This window comes from Microbacterium sp. R1, assembly GCF_015159725.1.
Taxonomy (GTDB): Bacteria; Actinomycetota; Actinomycetes; order Actinomycetales; family Microbacteriaceae; genus Microbacterium; species Microbacterium oxydans.
This window is the reverse complement of record NZ_JADDUD010000001.1, coordinates 429,144-456,139: the sequence shown is the minus strand read 5'-3', so window position 1 is coordinate 456,139 and position 26,996 is coordinate 429,144. Positions and strand designations below refer to the sequence as shown.

The window sequence follows — 26,996 nt, the reverse complement described above, 5'->3', positions numbered from 1 at the left end:
ATCCCACCGCGCTAAGCACGACGAAAAGACCCCGATGCGGTCGACGCATCAGGGCCTTTCGTCGATCGGGTCAGGCGGAGATGTGCCGCTCGTCCGGTCCGTCGTAGAAGGACAGCGGACGGATCAGCGCGTTCGATCCCGCCTGCTCGATCACGTGGGCCGTCCACCCGGTCACGCGTGCCGCGACGAACAGCGGCGTGAAGGTGAGGGTGTCGAAGCCGATCAGGTTGTACGCGGGACCAGAGGGGTAGTCGAGGTTCGGGTAGATGCCCTTGCGGGCGACGAACTCCGACTCGAGCGCGTCGTACAGAGCCGCGACCTCCGGGCGGTCGTAGTGCTCCACCAGGGTGTCGAGCGCGGCCTTCATGGTCGGCACGCGGGAGTCGCCCCTCTTGTAGACGCGGTGCCCGAAGCCCATGATCTTGCGCTTCTCCGCGAGGGCCTTGTCGAGCCAGGACTCCACCGCGTCCGCCGACCCGATCTCGTCGAAGATGTGCAGCACGGCCTCGTTGGCCCCTCCGTGCAGCGGACCCTTGAGTGCACCGATGGCACCGACGACGGCCGAGTAGATGTCACTCAGCGTCGAGGTGATCACCCGCGCGGTGAAGGTCGAAGCGTTGAAGGAGTGCTCGGCGTAGAGGATCATCGACCGGTTGAAGGCGTCGACCACGACGTCGCCCGCCTCCTCCCCGAAGGTCATCCAGAGGAAGTTCGCCGAGTAGTCGAGGTCGTCGCGCGGGGCGATGAGCTCCTGACCGCGACGGCGACGCTGACCGTACGCGACGATGGCCGGCAGCGCGGCGAACAGCCGGATGCTGCGCTCGAGGTTCTGCTCCGGGCTGCCGCCCGCATCGAGCACCGAACCCCCGGCGCCGGGATCGGACGCGCCGATCAGGCTGACCGCGGTGCGCACCTCGTCCATCGGATGCGCCTCGAGCGGCACCAGGTCGATCGCCGCCTTCACGTTGTCGGCGAGCGCGCGGTGCTTCCGCTCCTCCAGCCGGAACGCGGCGAGTTCGTCGGGGGTCGGCAGCTCGCCGTTCCACAGCAGATACGCCACCGCCTCGAAGGGCTGGGTGTCCGCCAGCTCCTGCACCGGGTAGCCGCGGTACAGCAGGCTGTTCGTCTCGGGGTTGACCTTCGAGATCGCGGTCGTGTCGACGACGACGCCCGCAAGGCCCTTCTTGATGTCCGGCTCGGTCATGGTCACTCCTTCGTGATGGTGAAGTTGAAGACGCCCGAGTCGAAGTGGTTGTACGACTCGTAGTCGATCAGATCGTAGAGATCGGCGCGGTGCTGCATCTCGCCGAGCTTCGAGGTCAGGTGCCCCTCGTCGTTCAGAGTATCCAGTGCGCGGCCGGCGGCCCCCATCGAGATGCGCAACAGCGACACCGGCCAGATGACCAGGTTCACTCCGGCGTCGCGGAGGCTGTCGACGGAGAACAGCTCGCTCTTGCCGAACTCGGTCATGTTCGCCAGGATCGGCACGTCGAGCGCCTCGGCCATCGCCTCGAACTCGCCCAGGGTGCGCATCGCCTCGGGGAACACGGCGTCGGCGCCGGCATCCACCAGCGCCTTCGCGCGGTCGATCGCGGCGTCCAACCCCTCGACGGCCCGGATGTCGGTGCGCGCCATGATGAGGAAGTTCTCGTCGCGGCGGGCGTCGGCCGCGGCACGGATCCGCTTGATCGCGGTGTTCTCGTCGACCACGGCCTTGCCGTCGAGGTGACCGCAGCGCTTCGGGTTGATCTGGTCCTCGATGTGGGTGCCGGCGAGACCCGCGTCTTCGAGCTCCTGGATCGTGCGGGCGACGTTCATCGGTTCCCCGAAGCCGGTGTCGGCGTCGACGATCGCGGGGAGGTCGGTCATGCGGGCGATCTGCTTGGCGCGGCCGGCGACCTCGGTGAGCGTGGTGAGGCCGATGTCGGGGAGCCCCAGGTCGGCGGAGAGCACGGCGCCGGAGATGTAGACGCCGTCGAAGCCCTTCTGCTCGATCAGTCGGGCGCTCAGCGGATTGAACGCGCCGGGGAAGCGCAGCAGCTCCCCGGAGGCCAGTCGCTCCCGGAAGAGGCGCCTCTTCTCGGCAGGTGTGACGGTGGAGTACAGCATCAGAACAGACCCTTCGGGGCGTCGGCGGCTTCGAGCAGTCCGGGCTTCGCGACGATCGACAATTCGCCGACCTCGGCAGCGGTCAGTTCGGGCAGGCGCTGCACGAGGGCGAGGAAACGCTCGATCTCGGCGGGCTCGAGCACGGGCTCCGCCAGCAGACGGAACTTCGCGATGTAGTTCTCGCGGGCGAACGGGCGCGCTCCGAGGGGGTGCGCATCGGCCACGGCGATCTCGTCCACCACGACCTCACCGTCGGTGAGGCGGATCTCGACGCGACCGCCGAACGCCTTCTCGGCCGGGTCCTCGGAGTGGTAGCGGCGCGTCCACTCGGCATCCTCGGCCGTGGTGATCTTGTGCCACAGCGCGACCGTGTCGGCGCGACCAGCGCGCTCGGGGGCATAGGAGTCGACGTGGTGCCAGCCGCCGTCCTGCAGGGCCACCGCGAAGATGTACGGCACCGAGTGGTCGAGGGTCTCGCGCGACGCGGTGGGGTCGTACTTCTGCGGGTCGTTCGCGCCCGAGCCGATCACGTTGTGCGTGTGGTGGCTGGTGTGGATGACGATGGACTCGATGTTCGCAGGGTCGCGCAGCGCGGGGTTCTGCAGGCCGAGCTTGCGGGCGAGGTCGATCAGCGCCTGCGCCTGGTACTCGGCGGAGTGCTCCTTCGTGTACGAGTCCAGGATCGCGCGCTTGGGCTCGCCGGCGGCGGGCAGCGGCACGTCGTACGCGGCGTCCTTGCCGTCGAGCATCCACGCGATCACGCCGTCTTCACCTTCGTAGATCGGCGCGGGGCTGGTCTGACCGCGCATCGCCCGGTCGACCGCCTCGACGGCCATCTTCCCGGCGAAGGCCGGGGCGTGCGCCTTCCAGGTGGAGATCTCACCCTTGCGGCTCTGGCGGGTGGCGGTCGTGGTGTGCAGCGCCTGGCCGACCGCCTGGTAGATCGTCTCGACGTCGAGACCGAGGAGAGTGCCGATACCGGCGGCCGCGGACGGGCCGAGGTGGGCGACGTGGTCGATCTTGTGCTTGTGCAGGCAGATCGCGCGCACCAGGTCCATCTGGATCTCGTAGCCGGTGGCGATGCCGCGCACGAGAGCCTGGCCGTCCTTGCCGGTGTGCTGAGCGACCGCGAGGATCGGCGGGATGTTGTCGCCGGGGTGCGAGTACTCGGCTGCGAGGAATGTGTCGTGGTAGTCGAGTTCACGCACGGCGACGCCGTTCGCCCAGGCCGCCCACTCGGGGCTGGTGCGGTGATCGAGCGCGGCGCCGAAGAGGTTCGCGCCGACGCCGCCGGTCGAGACGGGGTGGCTGAACGCCTGCGCACGAGCCGCGTTGATCGGCGCACGGGTGAGGGAAGCGGCGGCCACCGACGCGTTGTCGATGATGCGGTTGATGATCATGTCGACGACGGGCTGCTCGACCTCGACCCGGTCGGCGGCGACCTCGGCGATCTTCCAGGCGAGCTGGTCTTCCCTGGCGAGGTTCTCGTCGCTGCGGTGCACACGGACGTGGTGGCTGACGGTCATTTCTTATCCTTCACTGTTACGGGAATCGAGGGAGTCGAGGATGCCGGCGAGCGCGTTGTGCAGGTGCACGTGCGTGGCATGGGCGGCGAGGTCGCCGTCGCGGGCGGCGAGTGCTTCCGCGATGGTGCGGTGCTCGGCGGCGGAGGCGGCGAGTCGGGCGGGCTTGTCCCTGGCCATCCGCCGCACTCTCACGAGGTGGGTGCGCACGGTGCGCAGCGCGGAGGCGATGTAGTCGTTGGCGACGGCCGCGTCGAGGGCCGCGTCGAAGCGGGCGATGAGCGCGTAATAGGCGTCTCGACCCTCGACGGCGTCGAGGTCGACATGCGCGAACTCGTCGGCGAGGGCTGCGAAGAGCTGCGCGTCGCCCCGGGCGGCGGCGAGGCGTGCCGAGGATTCCTCGAGCGCCCGACGGATCTCGAAGAGGGAGCGGATGTCGTCGGCGTCGAGGTCTGCCACGACGGTGACGCGCGGAGACTGCTGCACCACGAGCCCGTCGGCGATCAGGCGACGGAGCGCCTCGCGCATCGGTGTACGGCTCACTCCCAGGCGCTCGGCCTGCTCGACCTCGCCGAGCACGAAGCCGGCCGGCAGGGCACCGGACTGGATGCCGTCGAGCAGCGCCGCATACGCGCGGTCACCCGCGGAGGTGCGTTCAGCGACGAGACTCATCCCCTCAGTGTATACATAAACCCGCCCTGCGCTCCTCCTCTCACCCCCTGCGCCGACTGTACGTATACAAAACCCCGCTCCGGTCGCGAGGGGCGGGCTCGCCGAGCTTCACCACGACCACGCCGATCAACACCAGCACACCGCCGAAGGCCTGCAGCAGGTCGGGGAGCTGGCCGAGCAGCAGCCAGCCGAACAGCAGCGCGGCCACGACCTCCGCGAGTGCGACGAAGGAAGCGAGCCGCGACCCCAGCATGCGCGTCGAGGCGATGCCCAGCAGATAGGCGAGAGCGGTCGCCACCACCCCCATCGCGAGCACCGGGACGAACCAGGGAACACTGCCGAACCGGTAGGAGATGTCGTCGGTCGTCCATGCGATCGGCAGCACGCCGATCGCGCCGGCCGCAGTGAGCCCGAGCGCTCCGAGCAGGAGCCCGCTGCCGGCCAGGGCGAGGGGCGGCAAACCCGTGTCGGCCTTGGCGGACAGCACGAAGTAGGCGGCAGCGCCCGCCATGGCGCCGAGGGCCCACAGGATTCCGGGCACGTTGACGTCGGCACCCGTGAGGACGTCGAGCATGAGCACGAGCCCGACGAAAGCGATCGCCGCACCGAGCAGGCTCTTGCGGCTCGGCCGCTCCCCTCTCCGCAGCCAGAGCCACAGCAGTACCGCGACCGGGGCGGTGTACTCGATGAGCAGCGCCAGCCCGACGTCCATCACCGCGACCGCCTGGAAGTAGAACAGCTGGGTCGCGGCGACCGCGAGCAGCCCGTAGGCGAGGATCATGCCCGCATTGCGCCGCAGCAGCGTCCACCGTCCTCGCAGCGACAGGATCGTGGGGACGAGCAGCACGAGGGCGGCGACCCAGATGCGCGCGGTGACGGCGGCACCGGGACTCCACCCTGCGTCGATGAGCCCCCGCGCCCATCCGCCGGACATGCCGAAGGCGAAGGCCGCGGCGAGGGCGAGCGGCAGCCCGAGACGCACGCCCCTGGCGGAGTGCACAACCGCGTCATTGCTCACCGTACTCATGATCGATGACGCTACTCCCGCGCGTTGTAACATGTCAATATGATCTTCACCGATGACACGGAAGAGGCGTTGCGCTCCGCGGTCTGGCTCGCGAACTCGGCGGAGCAGCCGGACACACTCACCGACATCGACGACGAGGGCACCTTCCTCCACGAGTTCCCCTACACCGGCCGCCTGGACCGCGATGAGGCCGAGGTCGCCTCGCTTCGCGGACTGCGTCCCCGGCTCCGTGCGATGCTGCTGGCGCCGCGCGACGAGATGGCCGCGCACGTCAACGACGCCCTTGCGGAGTCCCGCCTCACCCCCGCGCTGCGCCGTCATGACGGCGTGGACTGGCATCTGCACGCGGTGGCGGACGAACAGCCCCTTGCCGAACGCATCCTGATCGAGACCGCGATGGCCCTGATCGACGTCATCCGTGCTGACGAGGGCTCGCGCCTCACGGTCTGCGAGGACGATACCTGCCAGGCCATCGCGCTCGACCTCTCCCGCAACCGCTCGAAGCGCTATTGCTCCACCACGTGCGCGAACCGCAACGCCGTCGCCGCCTACCGCGCGCGCCGCGCCGAGTCCTGAGCCGACGCCGAATCCTGAGCCGACGCAGAGTCCTGAGCCTGAGCCGGCGCAGGAGCCTCCTCCGACGCACCCGCGCCGACACCCGCCATGCGCGGGCGGGAGTGCTTCCGCCAGGCCAGCGGTGAACGACCGAAGCGCCGGCGGAAGGCTCGCGAGAACGCCGCCTCCGATTCGAACCCGACCGCATGCGCGACGGCACCGACCGCCATCGCCGTGGTCTCGAGAAGCTTCGAGGCGGCAAGCATCCGACGCTCCGCCACGTAGGCGGCAGGCGACTGACCGACGACGGCGGTGAACCGGTGGGCGAAGGCGGACCGTGACTGGTGCGTCAGGGCTGCGAGGTCGTCGACCGTCCACGGATGCTCGGGATTACGGTGGATCGCCGCCAAGGCCGGCGCGAGGGTCTGGTCGAGCGCGGTGGCCAGCCACCCCGGCTCGACCTTGTCGGAGGCCGACCACTCCCGCAGGGCATGGATGAAGACCAGGTCCAGGATGCGCGAGATCATGATGCACGCGCCGGGTCGGCGCTGTCCGAGCTCATCGAGCAGCAGTCGCAGGCTCAGCCCCAGCCACTCGTTTCCCGGCCGGGCCGACGATATGTGCACCACCGGGGGAAGAGCAGCCATCGACGGGCCGCCGAGCTCGCTCTGCGCGCGGAACTCGCCGGTGACCCAGCCCGGCGCCGCCTCCGCGCCGGTGCCGCGGTCGGACTCGACCAGCTCGCGGGCAGGGACCGTCGAATCGGCGGTGGCAATGCTGTGCGCGAGCCCCTGACGGACCAGCACGAAATCACGGGGCTCGAGCACGATCGGCATCGCCTGACCGTCGACCCGGACGATCAGCCGCGAGTCGACGGCGAAGTGCACTCGAGTGACGCCCGAGGGGATGTCCACGTGGAAAGGAGCGGGCGGCGCGTAGAGCATCGCGTCCCGCCCGTCCAGGCGAGCGTGCAGGAGTGCTTCCGAGAGCGCGTCCACGGCATGATCGGCAGTCGATGCAGGATCGGCATGTTTTCGCAGGTCATCAGTCATGGTTTTTGCCCCAGAGTCCAACCTACTCTCTTCTTGGTTCCAGACCAGGAACCAACCGAAGGTCACGCGCGCACTGCACGAGCGACCGCGAAAGACAGGAGACGAACATGTCCGACAAGCCCGCCATCGTCCTGGTCCACGGCTTCTGGGGAGGGGCGGCTCACTGGGGTCCCCTGATCCTCGAACTCCGTCGCCGCGGCTACGACGATCTGCACGCGGTCGAGAACCCGCTCACCTCCCTCGCCGACGACGCAGAGCGCACGCAGAAGATGGTCCGTCAGATCGACGGCCCCGTCCTCCTCGTCGGGCACTCCTACGGCGGCGCCGTCATCACGGAGGCCGGCGACCTGCCCAACGTGGTGGGCCTCGTCTACGTGGCGGCGTTCGCTCCCGACGCCGGCGAGAGCGCAGGGCAGATCACTCAGGAGAACCCACCGGCCGCGGTCGACGCCATCGCCCCCGACTCGGACGGCTATCTGTGGATCGCACAGGACCGCTTCCACGAGAGCTTCGCCCAGGACCTCTCCGCCGACGACGCGCTGGTCATGGCCGTCACCCAGAAGGCCCCCCTGGGGTCGACGTTCGGTGACACCGTGACGACGCCCGCATGGAAGGCGAAGCCCACCTGGTACCAGGTCTCGACCGCCGACCGGATGATCAATCCCGACAACGAACGACGCATGGCGACGCGCATGAACCCGCGTCAGGTCGTCGAGCTCGACGCCAGCCACGCCTCGCTGGCCTCGCAGCCGGCGGCGATCGCCGACCTCATCGATGCTGCGGTCGCGGGGTCGGGCGCGAGCTGACCCGAGTACAGGGCGGGCTCTCCGCGGTGTGCCGTGCACCGGACCGGGGAGCCCGTCGCTGCGCGCGCGCTCATCCTCATCGCGTGCGAGGGTGCAACCCGCTCTGGACGCCACCTGTCATAACAGGTAGGGTGAACCTGTCATTACAGGTTGCGCAGCGTCGCAGCACCCGTTACGAGGAGCACCGATGCCCGAGTTCCACGCCCCGCCGATCTCCCCCCTGGCGATCGCCTTCGACGCCGAGAAGCTCACGCTCTCGCCCGAAGGGCCGACTCTCACCCGGCGGATGTCCGACCTCGAAGGGCTCTTCCTCGACGCAGAGGCCTGGGCAACGGCATCAGCCGGCGAGAACCCCGTGGTCTACACCGTGGTCAGCTCCCCCGTGCCCGAGGTCGACCGCGAGCTGCCCCAGTCGATCACCACGATCATGCCCGGGGACACGAGCGGAGAGCTCTGGATGACCAAGGGCCACCAGCACCCGAACCATCAGGGCGAGATCTACCTGGCGCTGAAAGGTCGCGGCGGACTGCTCATGTTCGACGGCGAGCGCACCGAATGGCTCGACATGCTCCCTGGCACGATCGGCTACATCCCGCCTGGGTGGGCGCACCGCTCGGTGAACACCGGCGACGAGCCGTACTCCTTCCTCGCGGTGTACCCGGGTGGAGCGGGCCACGACTACGGCTGGGTGCTGGAGCACGGGATGGGTTCGCGGGCTTACCGGTCGCCCGAGGGCGTCGAGCTGCGTCCGTACGCGGGATAGGCGCCGCCATGATCATCGCGCACGACCTGGGCACGACGGGGAACAAGGCCTCCCTGCACCACGACGACGGCCGGATCGTCGCCTCGGTCACCGTCGCCTACCCCGCGCACTTCGCCGCGGGCGGCGTCGCCGAGCAGAACCCGGACGACTGGTGGAACGCGGTCGTCGCCGCCACACGTGACCTGATCGCCCGCACCAGCACGCCCACGAGCGACATCGTCGGACTCGTGGTGAGCGGACAGATGATGGGCGCCGTCCTCCTCGATGCCGAGGGCGAGCCCGCGCGACCGGCGATCATCTGGGCCGACACGAGAGCCGGAGCCCAGCAGCGCGAGCTCGAGGACGCGATCGGCGCCGAACGCGCGTACGGGATCCTGGGGCACCGTCTGAACCCCACCTACTCGGTCGAGAAGATCATGTGGGTGCGCGACAACGAGCCCGACGTCTGGGCGCGCGTGCGCCGGGTCTGTGTCGCGAAGGACTTCATCGTGCTGCGCCTCACCGGGCGTCTGGCGACGGACCGTTCCGACGCGTCAGGCACCAACGCCTACGACCAGGCGGCCGGCACCTGGTCGGACGAGGTGCTGCGGGCCGCACGCCTCGACCGCGCGCTGTTCCCCGAGATCCTCGAGTCGACGCAGATCGCGGGAGCGCTGACGGATGCCGCTGCGACCTCGCTCGGGCTGCACACGGGCGTGCGTGTGGTGATGGGCGGCGGCGACGGCCCCCTGGCCGCGGTCGGATCGGGCGTGGTCGCTCCGGAGGACGGCGCCTACGTGTGCCTCGGCACCTCGTCGTGGATCTCGTTCGCAGCGGACGCTCCGCTGCACGATCCGGGAATGCGCACCTTCACGTTCGACAACGTCGTCCCCGGCTCGTTCGTGCCCACGGCGACCATGCAGGCCGGCGGTGCCTCCGTGCAGTGGATCGCCGAGGCCCTCTCCCCCGACCCCGCCCACCCGGAGACCGGACGGCTGACGGCCGAGGCCTCCGCCGATGTCGACACCGACGACCTCTACTTCCTCCCGTACCTGCTCGGTGAGCGCTCCCCGCTGTGGGACCCGGACGCCCGTGGCGCATTCGTCGGTCTCTCGCGACACCACGGTCGGGCCCACCTCGTTCGCGCCGTGCTGGAGGGCACCGCGTTCAACCTGCTCAGCTGCATCCAGGCATTCCGCGCGTCGGGCGCCGTGATCGACCGCATCGATGCGGTCGGCGGCGGAGCGCAGAGCGACGTGTACCTGTCGGTGCTCGCCGACGTCTGGGGAGTTCCCGTTCGTCGCCGCACGATCGTCGAGGAGGCGAACAGCCTCGGAGCCGCCGTGACGGCCGCGGTCGGGCTCGGGATCACCGACTTCTCGGCAGCACGTGCCCTCAGCGAGGTCACCGCCGAGTTCGCCCCGGATGCCGGCCGCCATGCCGTGTACGCCGAACGGCACGCGCGGTTCACGGATGCCTACGCGGCCCTCGCGCCGTGGTTCGCCGGACGGCCGCGCTGATGGCTGTGATCCTCGTCACCAGCCGATCCTTCTCGGACGGCGACCTCGATCTGGTGGAGCGGGCAGCGCAGTCCGGACACCGCGTCCTCCGCGGGCCCGCGCACCACGACATGGACGAGCTGCGGTCGCTGCTGCACGGCGCCGATGCCTGGATCGCAGGAACCGGCGCCATCACCGATGCGCACCTCGCCGCGGCCCCGAAGCTCAAGATCGTCGCCCGTTACGGAGTGGGCACCGAGTCGGTCGACCTCGCTGCCGCGCGTGCTCGCGGCATCCCCGTGACGAACACCCCCGGCGCGAACGCCGACGCCGTGGCCGATCACGCGGTCAGTCTGATGCTGGCCGCGCTGCGGTTCGTGCCGGACGGCGACCGCCGGGTGCGCGCGGGCGACTGGGGGGTTCGGCGCGGACGGGAGCTCGGCGCCGCCACGGTCGGCATCGTCGGCTTCGGCCGGATCGGCCAGGGCGTCGCTGCGCGTCTGAGCGGCTTCGGTCCGCGCGTGCTCGCGGCCGACCCGTTCGTGCCCGACGACGTGGTGCGCGCCCGCGGGGCGGAACCCGCCTCGGTCGACGACCTGTTCCGCGCGGCCGACGTGATCACTCTGCACGCCCCGGGCGGCCAGCGACTCGTCGATGCGGAGCGCCTCGCCGGCATGCGGCCAGGCACGGTGCTGGTCAACACCGCCCGAGGGGACCTGGTCGACGAGGCCGCAGTGGCCAGGGCACTGCACGACGGCGTGCTCGCCGGTTACGCGGCCGACACGCTCGACGGGGACACCGCAGCGCACGCGAGTCCCCTGCTCGCGCCGGAGCTCGCCGACCGGGTCATCGTGACCCCGCACCTCGGCGCGCAGACCACCCAGGCGGTCGACAACATGGGCTCCCTCTCGCTCGCCGACGTGATCGCCGTCCTCTCCGGCGGCGAGCCCGCGCATCCCGTCCCGATCCCCGCCTCCGAGGAGACCCGATGACCACCGCCTCCGACGCCGTGACCTCCGCATCCGGCACCGCCTCCGCCGACTACATGGGCTTCGTCGGGGTGACCACCGCCTCGTCGTCGATCATGAAGGTGTTCCCGCTCTGGGCCGACATCCTCGACCTGCCGACGCGCACCCTGGTCGGTCACGACCTGCCGATGGATGCCGACCCGGCGCAGTATCGCGCGATGGTCGAGCAGATCCGCGACGATCCGCACCACCGCGGGGCCCTGGTGACCACGCACAAGATGAACGTGTTCGCCGCCGCCTCCGACCTGTTCGACGAACTCGACCCGTTCGCGGTGTCGTGCTCCGAGATCTCCAGCATCTCCAAGCGGGGGCGGACGCTGTCGGGGAGGGCCAAGGACCCGATCACGGTCGACCTCGCGCTGAACGACTTCCTGCCCACGGACCACTTCACCCGCACGGGGGCTGCGGTCGTGATCCTGGGGGCCGGAGGCTCGGGCACCGCGCTCAGCTGGGCTCTCGCCGAACGCCCCGACGCCCCGTCGAGGATCACAGTGACCGCCCGCACGCAGGACAAGCTCGACCACCTGCGCGAGGTGCACCGCCAGCACGGCACCCGTGAGGGGTTGATCGAATACGTCGTCACCACGACGCCGGAAGAAGCCGATGCCCTCGTCGCGGCTGCGCCGGCCGGCTCGGTGATCGCCAATGCGACGGGACTCGGGAAGGACCGCCCCGGCTCCCCCCTGACCGACGCGGTGGTGTTCCCCGATGGCGCGTACGCGTGGGAGTTCAACTACCGCGGCTCGCTCGAGTTCCTCCATCAGGCCGAAGCGCAGGCCACGTTTCGCGACCTGCACGTGGTCGACGGCTGGCGCTACTTCATCCACGGCTGGTCGCAGGTCGTCGCCGACGTGTTCGAGCTCGATCTCACACCCGAGACCGTCGAGCGACTCGCCGAGGCCGCGGAGTCGGTGCGCTGATGTCCGCCGTCGTCCGCACGGTGCTCGGGGACATCGCCCCGGCGCTGCTCGGGCGCGTGGACTACCACGAGCACCTGTTCCAGGTGTCGCCGCTGCTGCCGGGAGACGAGCTCGACGACGAGAAGGCCTCGGGCGAAGAGGCGGCGCTGCTGCAGGCGAGCGGATTCGAGGCGATGGTGGATGCCACCCCCTTCGGTGTCGGCCGCGACGCCTCCGCCCTGGCGCGGATCAGTGCGTCGACCGGACTGCACATCGTCGCGACGACCGGCCGACACCGTGAAGCCCACTACGGCGCAGACCATCCGATGCAGGTGTGGACCGCCGACCGTCTGGCCGCCCTCTTCATCGCCGACATCACACGCGGCATGCCCGCCGACGACGCGGAGCTCTTCGAGGCCCCAGAGGTGTCCATCGCCGCAGCGCCCGACGGCGCACCCGTGCGCGCCGGGATGCTCAAGGGCGGCGCCGACTACTGGCGCATCAGCCCGTTCGAGCGCACCACGCTGGTCGCGGTGGCCGAGGCGCACCGCGCGACGGGGGCGCCGGTCATGGTGCACCTGGAATTCGGCACGGCGGCTCACGAGGTGCTCGATCTGCTCGCGGCCGAGGGGGTGTCCGCCGACCGCGTCGTGCTCGCACACGCCGACCGCGACCCCGATCCCGGCCTGCACGTCTCCCTCGCGGAACGCGGAGCCCACCTCGGCTACGACGGCTTCGCACGACCCCGCACCCGCTCCGATGCCGAGCTGCTCGCCCTGACGGTCGCTGTCGTGGAGCGCGGCGCCGGGGACCGGATCGTGCTCGGTGGCGACGTGGCTCGTCGCACGCGGTACGTCGCCTACGGCGGCATGCCAGGACTCGCCTACCTCGGCGAGCGCTACCTCCCACGCCTGCGCGACGCGATCGGCGACGAAGCCGTGCACCGGATGCTCGCGACCACACCGGCCCGACTGCTGACGCTCTCCACCTGAACCCGAGCATGGGCCGGAACAAGAGCATGCACATGGGCATCCACATCCGCATCCGACAGCCCCGAGGAGACACCGTGTCAGAGCCGACCGTCCTGCATGCCACCTTCACTGCACGACCAGGCACCGGGGACATGGTGGCCACCCTGCTGCGTGCGTTCGCCGATGTCGTGCGCGCCGAGGAGGGCAACCTCGTCTTCGACGCGTCCCGGCTCGTCGACGATCCCGACCGCTTCTTCGTGTACGAGGTCTACCGCGATGAGGCGGCCTTCCACGCCCATCTCTCCGCCCCCGCCGGTGTCCCCTTCAACACCGCGCTGCAGGAGCTCATCGTCGAACCCTCGTCGCAGCTCACCTTCCTCCGTCGGATCTGACGATCCGTCGCCGTCAGCGATCGAGCCGAGGATCCCGCAAGGACGCCATCGCCTCGACGAGGCTTTCGTGGATGTACTCGAGCTCGGGTGACGTGAAGCTCGACCAGTCCGCCTCGGCGGCATCGCGGTCGTCCGCGCCCGCGTCTTCCGCCGATCCGTTCCACGTGGATGCGTCCGTTCCGTCCGCGTCCCACGTCTGCTCCTGCGGAACGTGGGCGTATACCCACCAGAGATTTCCCGAGGGATCGGCGAAGCGCGAGAACGTGTCTCCGAAGAAGTCCGTCGGCCGGGTCACGATACGGGCGCCGAGTCCGACGGCTCGTGCGAGCGTTCCCTCGACGTCGTCGACGTACACCTGTATGAATCCGGGGGTGAAGGGCCAGTCCGGCTTACGGTCGGCGACCGTGATGACGGAGTCGCCGATGCGCAGCTCGGAATGCAGGATGAGTCCGTCGGTGTCGACGGTGCGGGCCTCGGGGACATCGGTCGCCCTGAAGACCTCGATCACGAAGTCGATGATGCGGGCGGCGTCATCGGTCATGAGGAAGGGGTTGATGGTGTTCGATCCAGCCGGGCGGGCGGGTGTGCTGCTCATGGTGTGAGTCCTTTCGTCGCGATCACTCTGACAGTCACCGCGGACAGATCCTGACCTCGATTCCCGGACTCGATCGTGGAATTCCATCCCCCGCCCGCGTCCGGACACGAAGAAGCCCCCCACCCGGAGGTGAGGGGCTTCTTCAGCGTTGCGGTGTCACTCGTAGAGCACGGCCGCGATCTTCTCATCGTCGATGTTGCTCTTGTCGTACCAGTACGAACCGGTGTCGTAGAACTTCTCGACGGAGTCGCCGTTGGCGGCGTCGTAGGCGGCCTGCACGACCTGTGCGCCGATGCCGATCGGGTCCTGCGTGATGGCGCCGGCCATGGTGCCGTCCTTGATGGCGTTGATCTGCGCTGCGCCGGAGTCGAAGCCGACGATCGTGATCTTGCCCTTCTCGAGGCCCAGCTCGTTCACGGCGTTCACGACACCGATGGCGGAGCCTTCGTTGGTGCCGTAGATGCCCTTGAGGTCGGGGTGGGCCGCGATCAGGGTCTTGGCGATGTCGGCCGACTTGAGGTGGTCGCCGTCACCGTACTGGATGTCGACGATCTCGATGTCGGGGTAGTCCGCCTCGATCTTGTCGACGAAGCCGTCGCGGCGCTCGACACCGGTCGAGTTGATCTGCGAGTGACCGACGATGGCGACCTGGCCCTCGCCGCCGATCAGGTCGGCCATGTGCTCGGCAGCGAGCGCACCGGCGACCTTGCTGTCGGTGGCCGACAGGCTGAGCCCGACGTCGCCGTTGCAGGGGGCGTCGAAGTAGACGACGGGGATGTCCTTCGCCTTGGCCTGCTCGAGCGGGGCGACGCACGCCTCGGGGTCGAGGGCGGCGTAGGCGATGGCGTCCGGGTTCTTGTCGATCGCGGCGGTCAGCATCTCGAGCTGCTGCGCGATCTCGGTCTCGGCGGCAGGACCCTCGAACGTGATCTTCACGCCGAGCTCCTTCGCCTTGTCCTCCGCTCCCTTCTTGACGGCCTGCCAGAACTGGTGCTGGAAGCCCTTCGAGACCATGGCGATGTACATCTCGCCGTCGCTGCTGCCGCCGCTGCTCGAGCCCTCTTCGATCACGTCGCCGCCTCCGCCGGCACAGCCGGCGAACACCAGTGCGGATGCGGCCACCAGGGCCACGAGTGCGGTCTTCTTCCCGAATTTCATGAAAACTCCATTGTTTGGGTACGACTCGGTTTGTTCTGTGTGGATGCCGGACGAGCCGGCGCTGTGGACATTCCAGGTGCCTGTGCGGATGTCTCCGCGGGGTGTCGGCCGGGGCCGGAGGACGACGACGGGCACGGGTTTTCGCCGCCGTCCAGGTCTCAGGTGCGCTGTCGGTTGCGCAGCGAGTCGAGGAACACCGCGAGCAGCACGACCACGCCGACGACGATGTTCTGCCACTCGGGCTGGATCGACATGATGCGCAACCCGTTCACGAGCACGCTCATGATGAGGGCGCCGATCACGGTGCCGAGGATGGATCCACGTCCTCCCAGCAGCGAGGTGCCGCCGATGATGACCGCGGCGATCGCCTGCAGCTCGTATCCGGTGCCGATCTGCGGCTGGGCTGAATCGAGCCGCGAGGCGATGACGATGCCGGCGACCCCGGTGAAAGCTCCGGCGAACATGTAGATGAGGATCGTCCAACGACGCGTGTTGACGCCCGAGAGGCGCGTGGCCTCCTCGTTCGAGCCGATCGCGAACGTGTACCGGCCGAGAAGCGTCTTCGACAGCACCAGGTACGCGATGACCGCGAGCACCGCTGTCACGAGCACGGCGTTCGGGATGCCGGGGATGATCACGCCGAGGGCGATCTTCTTGAAGTCGGGGGCCGACGTCGAGAAGTAGATCGGTGCGACACCCGAGATCACGAGGGCGAGGCCGCCCGCGATCATCATCATCGCGAGGGTGGCGATGAACGGCGGGAGGCGGAGGAACGTGATGTTCACACCGTTCACGAGCCCCATCAGCACACCGGTCAGGATGCCGCCGATCACGCCGACCCACACCGGGAGCCCCATGTTGGTCACGAACACACCCGTCATCACGGCGCACAGCGCCATGCCGGTGCCGATCGACAGGTCGATGCCGCCGGTGATGATGACGAAGGTGGTGCCGAGGGCGAGGATGCCGATGACCGCCGTCGACAGCAGCACCGTGGCGATGTTGCTGAAGGTGAAGAAGTTCGGGCTGGCGATCGAGAAGAAGATGATCAGCACGATGAGCGTGCCGAACGCCAGCGACTGCTGGAACTGACGTTTCAGGAACGCGCCGACGTCTCTCTTGTCCGTGTTCTCGTTCACGGCGGTCTGGATGATCGTCGTCGTCGACGATCCGGGCTGCTGCGGAGCGCTCATCAGTCTTCCTCCCCGTGGGCTGCGAGTTGCATGATCTTCTCCTGGCTTGCTTCCTCGTTGCGGAGCGTCCCGGTGATGCGGCCGTTGGCGAACACCGCGATGCGGTTCGCCACGCGGAGGATCTCCGGGAGCTCGGATGAGATGACGATGATGGATTTGCCTGCATCAGCGAGCTGCTGCATGAGGCGGTAGATCTCCTCCTTCGCTCCGACGTCGATGCCTCGCGTCGGTTCGTCGAAGATGAGGATGTCGCAGTCGCGCATCAGCCACCGGGCGATGACGACCTTCTGCTGGTTGCCTCCGGAGAGGAGCTTGACCACCTGGTTGACCGAGGGGGTCTTCACCCGCAGCTGCTGCACGTACTCCTTGGTGCGGTTCTTGGCCTTGCTGTCGCCCATCCAGCCGATCGCGTTGGCGTAGGAGCCGAGCGAGGCCAGCACGGTGTTGAACGTCACGTCCTGCTCGAGCATCAGCCCGAGGAGCTTGCGGTCCTCCGAGAGGTAGCCGACGCCGTGCTGCACCGCGTCGGCGGGCTGGGCGATCTTCACGGTGCGACCGTCGATCGCGATGGTGCCGCCGTCGCGATGGTCGGCGCCGATCACCGCCCTCGCGGTCTCGGTGCGTCCCGCACCCATCAGCCCGGCGAACCCGAGGATCTCGCCCTTGTGCAGCTGGAAGGACACGTCCTTGAGAAGGTTCCTGGTCGACAGCCCCTGCACATCGAGGACGATCGGGTCGTTGGCGTGCTCGCGGGCCTGAGGACGGGTTCCCTCGTCGATCACACGTCCGACCATCATCTCGATGATCGTCGGGATGGTGATCTCGGACCGGTCGAGTGATCCGATGTATGTGCCATCACGCAGGACGGTCACCCGATCGGCCAGGCGACGCAGCTCGTCCATGCGGTGCGAGATGTAGACGATCCCGGTGCCACGCGCCTTGAGCTGCTCGATCAGCACGAACAGCGTCTCGACCTCGGTGTCGGTGAGGGCCGAGGTGGGCTCGTCCATGATGAGCACCTTGGCGTTGAACGACAGGGCCTTGGCGATCTCGACCATCTGCTGCTCGGCCACCGTGAGCTCGCCGACGAGTTGCCGCGGGTTCAGGTGGATGTCGAGGCGCTGCAGCAGGTCTGCGGTCTGGGCGTTGAGCTTGCGCTCCGACAGGAACGGGCCCGTCGTCGGCTCCCGCCCCACGTAGATGTTCTGCGCCACGGTCAGATCGGGCATCAGGTTGAGCTCCTGATGGATGATCGTGATGCCGAGCTCCTGCGCCTGAAGAGGGCTCGTGAGCTCGACCTCCTGACCCTCGAACGTGATCGTCCCCTCGTCCTTGGTGTAGATCCCGGAGAGGATCTTCATCAGGGTCGACTTTCCCGCGCCGTTCTCACCCACGAGCACGAGCACCTCGCCGGCGTGCACCTCGAGGTGCACGTCCTTCAGCGCCTGCACGCCGGGGAATCCTTTGCTGATCCCCTCGACCCGGAGGATGGGTCCACTCATGCGCTCACCTGCTTCCTTGAAGGTTCTGCTTCGATGTCGACGGATCATTCCGCCGCAAACATCGGATCAATTCTGCGTCCTACGCTACGGGCAGCGCAAGTTGTATCTAAATGTATCTAACGTCGACGAGGTTGGGAAGACCTGTAATGACATCTTGATCTTTCCCGCGCTTCACCGACTCAGTGCAGGCGGATCGACTCGACCGCGACGAGCTTGTCGCGGATGTAGGCGTTCGCGTGGGCACCCAGCTCGACGTTGTCGTTCCAGAGGTTCCGCCAGATGCCGAGCATGCGGCTGAGGTCAGGGGCGACGACCGCCGACGAGAACGACTCGAACACGATCGGACCGTCGTACCCGATGCGCCCGAGCGCCTTGAAGAACGCGTCGAAGTCGACGGTGCCGGTTCCCAGATAGCCGCGGTGGCTCTCGCCGATGTGCACGTAGCGCAGGGCGGGGGCGGCATCGAGGACCGGCGCGAACATATCCGACTCCTCGATGTTCATGTGGTACGTGTCGATGTGGATCCCGAGATTCGGCCGGTCGACCTCGGCGACGTACGCGAGAGCCTGCCGCGCCGTGTTGAGCACGTTCGTCTCGTAGCGGTTCACAACCTCGAGCGAGACCGACACTCCGCGCTCGGAGGCATGGTCGGCCACCCGCGCGATCACGTCCCGGCTGCTCGCGAGCCCTTCGGTGGTCACCGGCTCCATGTACTTCTTCATCGCGCTGTAGATCACGCCGCAGAAGTGCTTCCCTCCGAGATCCGCGAGCACGTCGACGGCCTTGATGAGCAGGGCTTCACCGGCCGCGACGATCACGGGGTCGGAGCTCGTGACGTCGGTCGCCTCGGACAGGCCGAGCGACGCACTGACGTCGAGGCCGTATTCCTCGAGAGCATCCTTCGCGACCGCGACGTCGAAGGAGAACGGATCCATCAGCGGGAACTCGATGAGGTCGAAGCCCGCCTCCTTGGTCTTCTGCACCGCCAGACGGATGCCCTCGGCATCGAAATTCCCCGTCCAGACCAGACCGTGACAGCCGATGTTCATGTGACCTCTCACAGCGGGTGTCCGGCACCGTCGCCGCCCCGGACTTGGCACGTGCCAAGTCCGGTGTGCGAGTCACGCTACGTCGGGGGCGGCAGCGGTGTCAAGAACTTTCTTGGCACGTTGCAACTCCTCCGATATCCTGAGGCCGCCACCGCGGTCAGGAGCCCCGATCGCCGCGGCGACGACGAAGACGACGAAGACGAAGAAGATGAAGGAGCCCCATGCCAGCGAGCGTCAAGGACGTCGCCGCCCTCGCGGGAGTCTCCTCCTCCACCGTGTCGAACTACCTCAATCACCCGCACGTGCTCGGAGCCGCGAGCCGCGAGCGGGTACGGGCCGCGATCGAAGAGCTCGACTTCGTGCCCAACGAATCCGCTCGGCAGCTGCGGGCCGGCTCCAGCAAGGCGCTGGCGCTCATCCTCCTCGATGCCTGGCTGCCCTACTTCCACGACCTCTCGCGCGGCGTCGAGGACGTGGCGCGCGAGGGCGGCTGGTCGCTCTTCTTCAGCAACAGCGACCGCGACGAGACACAGGAGCGACGCAACCTCGACATGTTCGAGGCGCACCGTGTGCAGGGCATCGTCATCTATCCGCTCGGCGACGTCGTACCGCGCCTCGAGGCGCTCGCCGATCGCGGCATCCGCTCGGCCGTGGTGGGACCGATCCCCGACTCATCGAAGGTCGCATCCGTGCTGTTCGACGATCGTGCCGGCGGCCGCCTCGCGGGGAAGCACCTCGTCGATCTCGGGCGACGACGCATCCTGTTCCTCGGCAACCCGGCGGTGAGCCAGTCGAACGATCGTCTGGCCGGGCTCCGCGAAGCCGTCGCCGACACGGACGCGACGGTGTCGACGGTCGAAGTGCCGCACTTGGCGACCGAGGACGGCCTGGAGGCCGGCATGCGGATCATCGCCCTGCCCCCCGCCGAGCGGCCCGACGCGGTGTTCGCCGCGAACGACATGGTGGCGCTCGGCGTGCTCACGCAGCTCCTGCGCCACCGCGTCCGCGTGCCGGAGGAGATCGCACTCATCGGGTTCGACGACGTCGCCCAGGCGCACCAGGGTGTCGTCCCACTCACCAGCGTGCGCCAGCCCGGCTACGAGATCGGCCGCGCCGCCGGGATCGCCCTGCTGGCACAGCTCGCCGACCCCTCGGCACCCCCGCCCGCGACGACGCCGTTCCCCGCCGAGCTCATCGTGCGGGAGTCGACCGTCGGTCGCTGAGACGGTCGTTCTCTGGCTGCCGCGAGGCTTCGCTCCTTCGTCAGGCCGAGGGGTGGCCGACCACACCCTTGCGCAGCAGCGCGTTGCCGTATTTGCGCGTCTCACCCGTGCGCACCATCAGATACGCGGTCTTCGCGACCTCGTAGTAGGCGAACCGCTCGACGAAGGCCGTCGTGTCCACGGCTGTGCCCGCCGCCGCCATGAGCTCGCGCTGCACGTCGAGCACCTCGCCGTCGGCCGAGGTCATCAGATCGAGGCCGGGGGCGTCGTCCAGCGGCAGCACGGTGCGGATGGCAGCCACCACCTCAGGCGTCGTGGTGCCGGGCAGGTCGATCACACGTGCGCCCAGACCCCACGCGGGGAAGTGCGCGTCGGCGACGACCACGGCATCGGAGTGCCCCATGCGGTCGAGGTGCAGCAGCAGCTCTCCCGTCAGCAGGGGATGGATTCCTTCGAGCACGAGTGCTCCTCTCGTCGAGCCGTCGGGTGGTTCAGGAGACGCCTGAGCCGGCCGGGATGAGCCCCTCCGCTGCGAGGTTGTCCCACAGCGCGGCCGGGATGTCGAGGGCGGCATACTCCGCATTCTGCTGCAGCTGCGCCGGACGACTGCCACCCACCACGACCGAGCGTACGACCTCGGACTGCAACGGGAACTGGATCGCCGCGGCCGGCAGGGGCACATCGTGGTCGGCGCACACCGCGGCGATGCGCACCAGGCGGTCCCACAGCTCGTCGGGGAGCTGCCCGTACTCGTAGCGGCCATCCCTCCGCGGCTCGTTCGAGGCCAGCAGTCCGGAGTTGAACACCGACGCCGCGACGATCCCGGTCCCGGTCTCCCGGCACGCGGGCAGCACGTCGACCGCTGCGGGCTGCTCCAACAGCGTGTAGCGGCCGGCCACCATCACGAGGTCGAGGTCGGCGGAACGCACGGATGCCGCGAGGGCTTCCGACACCATCGAGCCGATACCGATCGCGGTCACCTCGCCGTCCGCGCGCCGCTGCTCCAGGGCCGGAAGGGCCTCGGCGAGCGCGAGGTCGAGGTCGTGCCGCTCCGGGTCGTGCAGGTAGAGGAGGTCGATGCGCTCGATGCCGAGCCGCTCGCGGGACTCGTCCAGGCTCCTCCGGATGCCGTCCGCCGAGAAGTCCCACACGCGCTGGAGGTCGTCAGGCACATGGAAGTCGTTCGCGGTGTCGAGGCCGCCGGCGTGGTCGGGGTTCGGGCGCAGCAGCCGGCCGACCTTGGTCGAGAGCACGTACTCGTCGCGCGGCTTGGTCTGCAGGAAGGTGCCGAGGCGACGTTCGGAGAGCCCGAGGCCGTAGTGCGGAGCGGTGTCGTAGAAGCGGATGCCGTTCTCCCACGCCGCGTCCAACACGGCCCACGCGTCGTCGTCGGACAGCTCACGGAAGAGGTTGCCGACGTTCGCGGCACCATAGCCGAGAGTCGGGACGGTCAGGCGGTCCGGCACGATCACACCGTCAGACGCCGACATGCGCGCCCGTCCAGGTGTACTCGGCGATGCTCTCAGCCTTCATCTCCATGCCCGTGCCCGGTGCGGTGGGAGCCATGTAAGAGCCGCCCTGGATGTCGGTCGGCACCACGAAGTGCTCGTGCAGGTGGTCGACGAACTCGATCATCCGGCCCTCGCGCGTGCCGGCGACGGCGACGAAGTCGAACATCGACAGGTGCTGCACGGCCTCGCACAGGCCGACACCGCCGGCATGCGGGCAGACCGGCACCCCGAACTTGGCGGCGAGCAGCAGGTTGGCGATGTTCTCGTTCACGCCCGCGACGCGCACGGCGTCGATCTGCATGACGGAGATGGCCTCGGCCTGCAGCAGCTGCTTGAAGATGACGCGGTTCTGCGCGTGCTCACCGGTGGCGACGCGGATCGGGGCGATGCCTCTGGCGATCTCGGCGTGACCGAGCACGTCGTCGGGACTCGTGGGCTCCTCGATCCACGCGGGGTGGAACTCGGCGAGCGCGTTCACCCATTCGATCGCCTCGGACACCTCCCAGCGCTGGTTCGCGTCGATCGCGATCGGGAAGTCCGGGCCGCACACCTCGCGCGCCTTGCGGAAGCGGCGGATGTCGTCCTGCAGGTCGGCGCCGACCTTGAGCTTGATCTGGGTGAAACCGTCGGCCATGGCCTCGCGGGCGAGGCGTTCGAGCTTCTCATCGGAGTAGCCGAGCCAGCCGGGGCTGGTCGTGTAGCCCGGGTAGCCGGTGGCGAGCAGCTGCTGCTCCCGCTCGGCCCTACCGGGCTCTGCGGCCCGCAGGATCCCGAGGGCGTCCTCGCGGGTGAGGGCGTTGGTGAGGTAGCGGAAGTCGACGAGGTCGACGAGCTCCTCCGGCGTCATGCGGGCGAGGAGCTGCCAGAGCGGGAGGCCCGCACGCTTGGCCTTGATGTCCCACAGCGCGTTGATGACCGCGCCGATGTCCATGTGCATGACGCCCTTCTCGGGGCCGAGCCAGCGCAGCTGCGAGTCGCCGATGATGTCACGGAACGTGCCGCCCATGTCGTCGAGCAGAGGCTCGATCTCGCGTCCGACCAGGTGGCCGGCGAGCGCGTCGATCGCGGCGACCTGCACGTCGTTGCCGCGGCCGATCGTGAAGACGAAGGCGTGCCCCTCGATGTCGTCGTCCGCGTCGGTGCGCACGATGACGTACGCGGCCGAGTAGTCGGGGTCGGGGTTCATCGCATCCGACCCGTCCAGGCTCAGAGACGTGGGGAAGCGGATGTCGGTGGTGTCGAGGGCGACGATACGGCTCACGGGATTCCTCTCCATGCACGGGTGATTTCTCCGTGCGGATCTCTTGGAGTGTAAACATCCGATGTCTATACTGTCAACGAGACCGGCCGCCTCGTCGCGGCCTCCCGACCGATCAGGAGAAACATGAAGTTCGCGCGGCTCGGCACCCCCGGGAATGAGATCCCCGTCCTCGTGGAGGGCGACCGATACCTCGACCTCCGCCCCGTAACATCCGATGTGGACGGAGCCTTCCTCGAGAGCGACTTCGGCTCCCGCGTCACCGCCGCCCGCGATGCCGGAGAACTCCCCGAGCTCGCGGATGCCTCCTCCCTGCGCGTCGGCGCCCCGATCGCACGGCCGAGCGCCGTGATCTGCATCGGCATGAACTACGCCGCCCACGCGGCCGAGTCGGGATCGGAGCCGCCCACCATCCCGATCCTCTTCCTCAAGACGCCGAACACGGTCGTCGGCCCTGACGACACGGTGACGATCCCCCGCGGCAGCGAGAAGACCGACTGGGAGGTCGAGCTCGGCATCGTGATCGGCACCCGCACCGCGTACCTCGACTCGCCGGAGGAGTCGATGGCGCACGTGGCCGGCTTCGTCGCCGCGAACGACGTGTCCGAGCGCGACTTCCAGATGGCGGTCTCCGGGGGGCAGTGGTCGAAGGGCAAGATCGCCGCCGGCTTCAATCCGACCGGACCCTGGCTGGTCACCCCCGACGAGGTCGACCACCAGGCGCTCGGCCTGCGCAGCTTCGTGAACGGCGAGCCGCGGCAGGACTCGAACACGAGCGACATGATCTTCACGGTCGAGCAGATCGTGCACCACCTGTCGCAGTACGTGACGCTCGAGCCCGGAGACCTGATCCTCACCGGCACCCCGCAGGGCGTCGCACTGTCGGGCAAGTACCCCTACCTGGCCGCGGGCGACGTGGTCGAGATCGAGATCGACGGCCTCGGTCGTCAGCGACAGGAGTTCGTGGCATGGGAGGCCCGGAAGTGAGCGCATTGAACGGACTGGATGGATTGAACGGGCTGGTGGCGATCGTCACCGGCGGAGCATCCGGAATCGGCGCGGCGATCGCACAGCGCCTGCACGCCGACGGAGCGACGATCGCGGTGCTCGATCGCGACACCGCCACGGCCGACCCCGCCTTCGCCGCCTTCACGGCCGACGTCTCCGACCGCGCGAGCGTCGACGCCGCTGTGGCTGCCGTCGGCGAGAAGTTCGGACGCATCGACATCGTCGTGAACAACGCCGGTATCGGCGCGCAGGGCGACATCGCCGCGAACGACGACGACGAGTGGGCCCGAGTGCTCTCGGTCAACGTGACCGGCATCGCCCGCGTCACGTCTGCCGCCCTGCCCTGGCTGCGGAAGTCGCCGGCGGCCGCGGTCTGCAACACGGCTTCCATCGCCTCGACCACCGGCCTGCCGCAGCGCGCGCTCTACAGTGCGTCGAAGGGTGCGGTCTCCGCCCTCACCCGTGCGATGGCCGCCGATCACCTGCGCGAAGGCATCCGCGTGAACGCCGTCAACCCGGGAACGGCAGACACCCCATGGGTGGGGCGACTTCTCGACTCGGCCACCGATCCCGCCGCGGAGCGCGCCGCCCTCGAAGCGCGCCAGCCCCACGGACGCCTGGTCAGCCCCGACGAGGTCGCTGCGGCGGTCGCCTACCTCGTGGGCCCGTCAGCCGGCTCGACCACCGGAACCTTCATCGAGGTCGACGGCGGCATGGCCCAGCTGCGCCTGCGCGCGGAGTAGCCCCTCGCTTTCGAATCGCGCAACCGGCTCCATCCGCACCCTGGACATCCGAAGCATGGTCCGGACCGGTTGCGCGATTCGAAAACCTCAGGCCGAGGCGTCGATCCGGTAGAACCGCTCGGCGTTGCGCCAGAACAGGGCGTCGACATCGTGGCCGCGCGCCTCCGCCCACGCGATGACGACATCGGCCCCGCGCGATCGTGCCGTGGGCTGGTAGGCCACCTTCTCGCGCTCGGGTGCGTCGGGCGCAGCGGACTCGGCCGGACCGATCGCCGAGACGGGCCAATCGCTCCCCCACATCAGGCGCTCGACGCCGAAGGCATCGGCGGCCACGTCGAGGAACGGCACCAGCTGCTCAGCCGCCCAGTCTCCCCCTGCCTCCGCCTGCAGACCGGAGAGCTTGCAGAACGCGTTCGCGTGGCCCGCCACCTCCGTCAGGTCGCGCACCCATTCGGCTGAGGGCGCGAGCGGCGCAGCAGCCGTGCCGACCGCCGGCTTGCCGAGGTGGTCGAGCACGATCCGCAGCTCGGGGATCGCTGCCGCGAGACGCGCCACCTCGGGCAGCTGCTCGGCACGGACGCAGGCGTCGAAGGCGAGGTCGCGCCGAGCCACCTCCCGCGCTCCGGTCACGAATGCGGCGGAGAGGGCCAACCCGTCAGGGCCGTCCTGCAGGAGGTGACGCACGCCGACGACGAGAGGCTCCGCCGCGAGACTCTCCAGGTGCACCACCGTGTCGGTACCCCGATCCAGACGGATGCCGGCCACGATCCCGATCACGCCCGCCGCGGGGGCGAGCTCCTCGACCCAGCGCACCTCGTCGAGGAAGTCGTCTTCGACGGTCTCCGCCTGCACGAAGATCGACCGCTCGGTCTCCGCACGCGCCACACGGGCACGCTCCAGCTCCGCCCCGGCGAAACGTCCTGAGAGCGGCCCGTCGAGCCACGTGTAGGTCAGGGCCTCCGGATCCCAGAGGTGCAGATGTGAATCGAGAACACGCATGGCTCCCATCCTGCCGGAGACATCCGATCAATCGCTAGGATGACGCCATGGCAGTCACCGACGAGGCGATCGAGAAGATCAAGGCGATGATCGTGGCGGGCGAACTCGCCCCGGGCGATCGGCTTCCCCCGGAGAAGGAGCTGTCCGAACGGCTCGGCCTCTCCCGCAACTCCATGCGCGAGGCGGTCAAGGCGCTCGAGGTCATCCGGGTGCTGGACGTGCGACGAGGCGACGGCACCTATGTCACGAGCCTGGAACCCCACCTGCTGCTGGAGGCGATCTCGTTCGTCGTCGACATGCACGACGACGATTCGATGCTCGAGATCTTCGCGGTCCGTCGGATGCTGGAGTCGCAGGCGACGGGGTTGGCGGCCACGCTCGGCACCGAGGAGCAGATCTCCGAGCTGCGTGACGAAGTCGACGCGGTCGATGCGGCCGTCACGATCGAGGCGCTCGTCGACCACGACATCCGCTTCCACCGTGAGATCGTCGCGATGTCGGGCAACGCGTATCTCGCGAGCCTGATCGAGCACCTGAGCAGCCAGACCGTGCGTGCGCGGGTCTGGCGCGGTCTCACGGAGGCCGGCGCGGTCGAGCGCACCCTGTCGGAGCACCGGGCCATCGCCGACGCGATCGCCCAGCACGACTCCGCCCTCGCGACCTCGCTCGCCACCGCGCACATCGCGGGTGTCGAGCGCTGGCTGCGTCAGGCCGCGGCGAACTGATCCGCTCCGAGGCGTCGCTTAGGCGCCGAGGCGCACCATCGCGGCGTCGAACTCGGTGGCGGAGCTGTCGCTCACCTCGTGGAAGAGCACCTCGTCCAGCACGTCGGGCGCTGCGGTGAAGTACGGCACTCCGGCCAGGCGCAGCCCCGTGATGTCGTCGGCCGAACGCAGCGAGGCGGCGAGCACGTTCGAGCCGCTGCCCGCACACACCTCCTGCATCCGTGCGATGGTGTGGTCGCCGTCGAGGCCGGCGTCGCGCATCCGACCGAGGTAGGGCGCGATGTACTGGGCGCCGATCGAGGCGCACGCGAGCGCCTGCGCGACCGAGTACACCGCGGTGACGAGCACGGTCGCGCCGTCGCGCACGAGGTTCGATGCCGCGGCGAAACCCGCAGTGGTCGCTGGCACCTTCACCGCTACCCGTTCGCCCAGCGCGCGGATGCCCTCGGCATTGCGCAGGAAGGAGTCCGTGTCGCCTCCCCACGTCTGGAAGAAGATCTCACGCGCGCCTTCCGCCTCCCATCGGGCGTAAAGCTCGGGGATGTCGGCTGCGGTGCGACCGCCGCGCTCGAGGATCGTCGGGTTCGTGGTGACGCCGTGCACCACCCCGGCGGCGAGCAGGCGGGAGACGCGGTCGACGTCGGCACTGTCGACGTACAGGCGTGGCGCGATCGGGTTCATCGGGGTCTCCTCGCGGACAACCTGTCGTTACAGGTGCGGATTCCGCTAATGTAATGACAGCCACCGCGGTCTGTCA

28 protein-coding genes are annotated in these 26,996 nt (G+C 68.8%); 12 read left to right on the top strand and 16 right to left on the bottom strand.

The window, feature by feature from the left end:
• Positions 1-70 precede the first annotated feature (70 nt).
• Genes ILP86_RS02190 through ILP86_RS02170 form a run of 5 tightly spaced genes read right to left on the bottom strand, consistent with a single transcriptional unit; the run spans position 71 to position 5,331 of the window.
• Complete coding sequence (locus tag ILP86_RS02190; RefSeq protein ID WP_193761269.1) at positions 71-1,204, bottom strand: bifunctional 2-methylcitrate synthase/citrate synthase; 1,134 nt, start codon at positions 1,202-1,204, stop codon at positions 71-73.
• 2 nt (positions 1,205-1,206) lie between these two features.
• Positions 1,207-2,109 (bottom strand): methylisocitrate lyase, encoded by a 903-nt coding sequence (gene prpB / locus ILP86_RS02185; protein WP_058632947.1) that lies wholly within the window; start codon positions 2,107-2,109, stop codon positions 1,207-1,209.
• Positions 2,109-3,635 (bottom strand): MmgE/PrpD family protein, encoded by a 1,527-nt coding sequence (locus tag ILP86_RS02180; RefSeq protein WP_193761268.1) that lies wholly within the window; start codon positions 3,633-3,635, stop codon positions 2,109-2,111. The genes prpB and ILP86_RS02180 overlap by 1 nt, the downstream gene beginning before the upstream one ends.
• 3 nt (positions 3,636-3,638) lie before the next feature.
• Positions 3,639-4,304 (bottom strand): GntR family transcriptional regulator, encoded by a 666-nt coding sequence (locus ILP86_RS02175; protein ID WP_061017003.1) that lies wholly within the window; start codon positions 4,302-4,304, stop codon positions 3,639-3,641.
• 40 nt (positions 4,305-4,344) lie between these two features.
• Positions 4,345-5,331, bottom strand: a complete 987-nt coding sequence (locus ILP86_RS02170) for a DMT family transporter (RefSeq protein ID WP_193761267.1) — start codon at positions 5,329-5,331, stop codon at positions 4,345-4,347.
• Between the two features lie 39 nt (positions 5,332-5,370).
• On the opposite strand from ILP86_RS02170, the gene ILP86_RS02165 reads away from it, so the two are divergent.
• A complete protein-coding gene (locus ILP86_RS02165) occupies positions 5,371-5,907 on the top strand; it encodes a CGNR zinc finger domain-containing protein (protein ID WP_046747541.1) in 537 nt (178 codons plus the stop codon).
• Here the strand turns inward: ILP86_RS02165 and ILP86_RS02160 are convergent.
• Complete coding sequence (locus ILP86_RS02160; protein ID WP_193761266.1) at positions 5,880-6,938, bottom strand: AraC family transcriptional regulator; 1,059 nt, start codon at positions 6,936-6,938, stop codon at positions 5,880-5,882. The genes ILP86_RS02165 and ILP86_RS02160 overlap by 28 nt on opposite strands.
• A 107-nt stretch (positions 6,939-7,045) precedes the next feature.
• Between ILP86_RS02160 and ILP86_RS02155 the strand changes: the two genes are divergently transcribed.
• The 7 genes from ILP86_RS02155 to ILP86_RS02125 all read left to right on the top strand — a co-directional run bounded on the left by ILP86_RS02155 (position 7,046) and on the right by ILP86_RS02125 (position 13,275).
• On the top strand, positions 7,046-7,744 hold the full coding sequence (locus tag ILP86_RS02155) for an alpha/beta hydrolase (protein WP_113680580.1): 699 nt from the start codon (positions 7,046-7,048) through the stop codon (positions 7,742-7,744).
• Positions 7,745-7,931: 187 nt separating this feature from the next.
• Positions 7,932-8,507 carry a glucose-6-phosphate isomerase family protein gene (locus ILP86_RS02150; protein ID WP_046747538.1) on the top strand — a complete coding sequence of 192 codons (576 nt, stop codon included), beginning with the start codon at positions 7,932-7,934 and terminating at the stop codon, positions 8,505-8,507.
• An 8-nt stretch (positions 8,508-8,515) separates the two neighbouring features.
• A complete protein-coding gene (xylB, locus tag ILP86_RS02145; protein ID WP_179515773.1) occupies positions 8,516-10,006 on the top strand; it encodes a xylulokinase in 1,491 nt (496 codons plus the stop codon).
• On the top strand, positions 10,006-10,977 hold the full coding sequence (locus ILP86_RS02140) for a phosphoglycerate dehydrogenase (RefSeq protein ID WP_218867285.1): 972 nt from the start codon (positions 10,006-10,008) through the stop codon (positions 10,975-10,977). The genes xylB and ILP86_RS02140 overlap by 1 nt, the downstream gene beginning before the upstream one ends.
• Positions 10,974-11,933: a shikimate dehydrogenase gene (locus ILP86_RS02135; RefSeq protein ID WP_179515771.1), complete on the top strand. Its 960-nt coding sequence runs from the start codon at positions 10,974-10,976 to the stop codon at positions 11,931-11,933. Before ILP86_RS02140 ends, ILP86_RS02135 begins: the two co-directional genes overlap by 4 nt.
• Positions 11,933-12,904 (top strand): phosphotriesterase, encoded by a 972-nt coding sequence (locus tag ILP86_RS02130; RefSeq protein ID WP_046747536.1) that lies wholly within the window; start codon positions 11,933-11,935, stop codon positions 12,902-12,904. The genes ILP86_RS02135 and ILP86_RS02130 overlap by 1 nt, the downstream gene beginning before the upstream one ends.
• 74 nt (positions 12,905-12,978) lie before the next feature.
• Positions 12,979-13,275, top strand: coding sequence for a putative quinol monooxygenase (locus tag ILP86_RS02125; protein WP_242868693.1), 297 nt, complete (start codon positions 12,979-12,981; stop codon positions 13,273-13,275).
• 13 nt (positions 13,276-13,288) lie between these two features.
• Here ILP86_RS02125 and ILP86_RS02120 read toward each other — a convergent pair whose 3' ends face one another.
• The 5 genes from ILP86_RS02120 to ILP86_RS02100 form a co-directional block, all read right to left on the bottom strand.
• A complete protein-coding gene (locus ILP86_RS02120; protein ID WP_058633101.1) occupies positions 13,289-13,870 on the bottom strand; it encodes a glyoxalase/bleomycin resistance/extradiol dioxygenase family protein in 582 nt (193 codons plus the stop codon).
• Positions 13,871-14,026: 156 nt separating this feature from the next.
• A complete protein-coding gene (locus ILP86_RS02115) occupies positions 14,027-15,028 on the bottom strand; it encodes an ABC transporter substrate-binding protein (protein ID WP_058633100.1) in 1,002 nt (333 codons plus the stop codon).
• A 158-nt stretch (positions 15,029-15,186) separates the two neighbouring features.
• Positions 15,187-16,221 (bottom strand): ABC transporter permease, encoded by a 1,035-nt coding sequence (locus ILP86_RS02110; RefSeq protein WP_179515770.1) that lies wholly within the window; start codon positions 16,219-16,221, stop codon positions 15,187-15,189.
• On the bottom strand, positions 16,221-17,723 hold the full coding sequence (locus ILP86_RS02105; protein ID WP_046747533.1) for a sugar ABC transporter ATP-binding protein: 1,503 nt from the start codon (positions 17,721-17,723) through the stop codon (positions 16,221-16,223). The genes ILP86_RS02110 and ILP86_RS02105 overlap by 1 nt, the downstream gene beginning before the upstream one ends.
• 179 nt (positions 17,724-17,902) lie before the next feature.
• A complete protein-coding gene (locus ILP86_RS02100) occupies positions 17,903-18,772 on the bottom strand; it encodes a sugar phosphate isomerase/epimerase (protein ID WP_061015291.1) in 870 nt (289 codons plus the stop codon).
• Positions 18,773-18,993: 221 nt separating this feature from the next.
• Here ILP86_RS02100 and ILP86_RS02095 point away from each other — a divergent pair, with 221 nt between their 5' ends.
• On the top strand, positions 18,994-19,995 hold the full coding sequence (locus tag ILP86_RS02095; protein WP_193761265.1) for a LacI family DNA-binding transcriptional regulator: 1,002 nt from the start codon (positions 18,994-18,996) through the stop codon (positions 19,993-19,995).
• Positions 19,996-20,035: 40 nt separating this feature from the next.
• Here the strand turns inward: ILP86_RS02095 and ILP86_RS02090 are convergent, their stop codons facing one another.
• Genes ILP86_RS02090 through ILP86_RS02080 form a run of 3 tightly spaced genes read right to left on the bottom strand, consistent with a single transcriptional unit; the run spans position 20,036 to position 22,767 of the window.
• Positions 20,036-20,455: an RbsD/FucU family protein gene (locus tag ILP86_RS02090; RefSeq protein WP_058633097.1), complete on the bottom strand. Its 420-nt coding sequence runs from the start codon at positions 20,453-20,455 to the stop codon at positions 20,036-20,038.
• Positions 20,456-20,486: 31 nt separating this feature from the next.
• Positions 20,487-21,485 carry an aldo/keto reductase gene (locus ILP86_RS02085; RefSeq protein ID WP_193761264.1) on the bottom strand — a complete coding sequence of 333 codons (999 nt, stop codon included), beginning with the start codon at positions 21,483-21,485 and terminating at the stop codon, positions 20,487-20,489.
• Positions 21,472-22,767 (bottom strand): L-fuconate dehydratase, encoded by a 1,296-nt coding sequence (locus ILP86_RS02080; protein WP_193761263.1) that lies wholly within the window; start codon positions 22,765-22,767, stop codon positions 21,472-21,474. Before ILP86_RS02080 ends, ILP86_RS02085 begins: the two co-directional genes overlap by 14 nt.
• Before the next feature lie 123 nt (positions 22,768-22,890).
• Between ILP86_RS02080 and ILP86_RS02075 the strand changes: the two genes are divergently transcribed.
• Both ILP86_RS02075 and ILP86_RS02070 read left to right on the top strand, forming a co-directional pair.
• Entirely contained in the window at positions 22,891-23,751 is an 861-nt protein-coding gene (locus ILP86_RS02075; RefSeq protein WP_046747527.1) for a fumarylacetoacetate hydrolase family protein, read from the top strand.
• Positions 23,733-24,515 carry an SDR family NAD(P)-dependent oxidoreductase gene (locus tag ILP86_RS02070; protein ID WP_113681628.1) on the top strand — a complete coding sequence of 261 codons (783 nt, stop codon included), beginning with the start codon at positions 23,733-23,735 and terminating at the stop codon, positions 24,513-24,515. Before ILP86_RS02075 ends, ILP86_RS02070 begins: the two co-directional genes overlap by 19 nt.
• Before the next feature lie 87 nt (positions 24,516-24,602).
• On the opposite strand, the gene ILP86_RS02065 is transcribed toward ILP86_RS02070, so the two are convergent.
• Positions 24,603-25,514 (bottom strand): amidohydrolase, encoded by a 912-nt coding sequence (locus ILP86_RS02065; protein WP_061017502.1) that lies wholly within the window; start codon positions 25,512-25,514, stop codon positions 24,603-24,605.
• Positions 25,515-25,561: 47 nt separating this feature from the next.
• On the opposite strand from ILP86_RS02065, the gene ILP86_RS02060 reads away from it, so the two are divergent.
• Positions 25,562-26,239: a FadR/GntR family transcriptional regulator gene (locus ILP86_RS02060; RefSeq protein ID WP_046747524.1), complete on the top strand. Its 678-nt coding sequence runs from the start codon at positions 25,562-25,564 to the stop codon at positions 26,237-26,239.
• Between the two features lie 18 nt (positions 26,240-26,257).
• Here the strand turns inward: ILP86_RS02060 and ILP86_RS02055 are convergent, their stop codons facing one another.
• The gene (locus ILP86_RS02055; protein ID WP_193761262.1) at positions 26,258-26,920 is read right to left on the bottom strand and encodes a transaldolase family protein; all 663 of its coding nucleotides are present in this window, start codon (positions 26,918-26,920) and stop codon (positions 26,258-26,260) included.
• Between the last annotated feature and the right edge of the window lie 76 nt (positions 26,921-26,996).